Below are 2,559 nucleotides of genomic sequence, written 5' to 3' on the forward strand. Positions count from 1 at the left end.
CGACAATCTGGAAATGGGATTGGCCCAAAGACCGAGGGTCAGGTCCTGCTGTTCCCGCTCCCGGTCGAATTCAACGGGAACCGGGATGTCGGCGGCGTCGAAGAGAAATTCACGGTGCCTGTCGTTCTCTTCGTCCACGGCCTTGGCGGTCAGGTTGACCCCCCAAAGGGCTGAAGGGGAGTAGATGGTTCCGAAAAAAAGTTCGTGACGGTTCTCGTAGGACGCAGCGTACGCCGGATCGTCGGAGGTCCGGTACTGGTACCACAGATTCACCTTCAGCGCCCGACTGCCGAAAGGCCGGGCCAGAAGTCCGACCTTGATCCGCTGCAAAACCTCGTCCTCCGGCAGCTCCCAGACATCGTCGGTCACGCCGCCAAGAGCAATCGGGGCCTGAAACCCGTGGTGCGGTTCGGGGCCTCCCGTGTTGCCGCGATGGAGCTTTTCGAGTTGGTACTCACCCTTGAAGGTCAAGTTGCGCGTCGGCCGGTAGGCGATGATCGCCTCATGGTTGGCCCGCCGCAGGTCGACATTCTCCCGCACATTGAAATCATTACCAAAGGCAGAAACGACCTCGGGGTTATCCGTGTCGAGATCGAGCAGGCGGTAGCGGAAATTGAGTGTCCATTTCGGCGAAGGAATGTAGGTTACATCGCCAGCCGCCTTGTAGTAATCGGTTTTGGCCTCGACCCCATTGACTCCGAACGGCTGGCCGGCAAGGTCCGAGCGGTTTTCCCGCTCGCCGATAGCGAAACTGGCGCCGGCCACCACCCCTCCCGACAGGGAAGTATGCATTTTGATGGAAGTTTCGGTCAATCTGGAGTCGGGATCCTCATCGTGCTGAAAGGTCCCGGCCGGGCGCAGGAGGTGCCCCTGGAAGGTATCGAACGGGATCGGCTCGCGATCCCGGAACTCCCGGTAAAGCTGCTCAAAGATGAGGTCGACGGGGCCGAGATGGGCGTCCAGACCGGCGGTGATTTCGTCGGTAACGCGATCAATGCTGCGGGTTTTACTCTGCATGTGACAGGCATTGCATGTCCCGCCAGTTGCAGGGGTGTTCGGAATGGCGGGGTGGTCGAATCCTTCGTCGACAAACCGAAGCTGCCGATCACCCTTTTTTTCGAAGCGCCAGTAACGCAGATTGAGATGCGCCGGAAAGGTCTTTAACTTGCCGCGGAGATGGGCCTCGTTGGTGTCGAGCCGGATCCCGTAATCTTCACCAGGGTTCTGATCCGCAAACTGGACCCGTACCGTTCCGTCCGAAGTGGCCGCCTGACCGTTGGCATCACCGCGAGCCTCCGGCACTCCGGGGGCGTAAGGGATGTGATCGAGGTTGTGGAAGAAGCGTTCGGTACGCAGATTAAGACTGGCAAGGCCACTATGGTCGAGGTGGGCCTCGGCACGATAGTCATTTTCGTTCAGAAATTTGCCCTCGAAAATGTAATGGTGCCCTCCGGTTCCGCCCCGCAGATCCAGCCCGAGGGTTGGACTGGAGTCGAGAAAACTGTACTCCACTGCACGGTCGGGATTGGCGTCGACACTGACCGCCTGATAGCCCACCTCTATTTTACCGTTCGAAGCTAGGCCCTCCTCTGCGGCGGCAGACAGGGTTGGGGGTGACAACAGAATGAATCCGGTCAGAGCAAGGAACGTGGCGCAAAGTCGCAAGTTCACGATCGCCTCCTGAAACAGCAATAGTCATTAAAAAATCGTCCTGTACTCTAGCGGGCAATGAAACTTCCACGCCCGTGCCCCGAAGGGATATCGGTACCGTGAATGGAAGAATGGCAATCGGTGCAGCGGGAATAGAGCGCGGCCTTCATCTCCTGAGTGGAGAGCGTTCCCTGGGCAGAGCGAGTACCCCGACCGAGGTGGCCGGCATGACACTGCATGCAGAGGAAGGGCTGCGCCGCCGTCAGCAGGGGATCATTGGGTGAGCCGTGCGCCTTGTGGCAGTTGGTGCAGGTTTCGGTCACATCGGCATGCTCATAAACAAAAGGCCCCTGGAATTCCATGTGGCAGCGGGTGCACATCGCCTTGACCGTCTGCCCCAGGAGAAGGGGCTCCTGGGTGGTCCCGTGTGGCTCATGACAGTCGATGCAGGCCATCTTGTGTTCGGGGACGGGATGATGAGAGAACTGGGCGAACTGCATGCGAACCTGCTGATGACATCCGTAGCAGAGCTCTGACATCTCCTGCCGGCTCACTTTCTGCCGCGGGCCCTGGTGCAGTTGGTGACAGTCGAAGCAGCTGACATCGCTGATCGCATGGGTGCTGGCGTTCCAGTGTTGGAGATTGGGGGTGGAAGAGGCGGAGTGGCACTTCAGACAGATGAGCGTCTGGGCCTGGGCGGGAAGTTCCTTCAGCGGCAGCAGGTTCTCGAAGCTGCAACGCTTTTCTCCTGAAGCCGTTTCTACCAACACGGCGACCGCCAGGTCGCCGGGGCCGTGACACGATTCGCAGTTGACGAGAGGAAGGCCGCTCTCTGCCGAAACCTGGGCGCCATGCACGGAATGCTGCAAGTCCTGGGATATTTTGTCGTGCACATGGCACTTGGCGAGA

The 2,559-nt window shown here is 59.4% G+C and carries 2 protein-coding genes; both read right to left on the bottom strand.

Translation table 11 applies throughout. The features are described from left to right. A partial coding sequence (locus tag VD811_10935) for a hypothetical protein (GenBank protein ID HXV21485.1) occupies nt 1-1,671 on the bottom strand: 1,671 nt, incomplete at its 3' end. 47 nt (nt 1,672-1,718) lie between these two features. Continuing rightward, on the bottom strand, nt 1,719-2,559 hold an 841-nt coding region (locus VD811_10940), incomplete at its 5' end, for a DmsE family decaheme c-type cytochrome (protein HXV21486.1).

The sequence above is a fragment of the Desulfuromonadales bacterium genome (genome assembly GCA_035620395.1).
Taxonomy (GTDB): domain Bacteria; phylum Desulfobacterota; class Desulfuromonadia; order Desulfuromonadales; family DASPGW01; genus DASPGW01.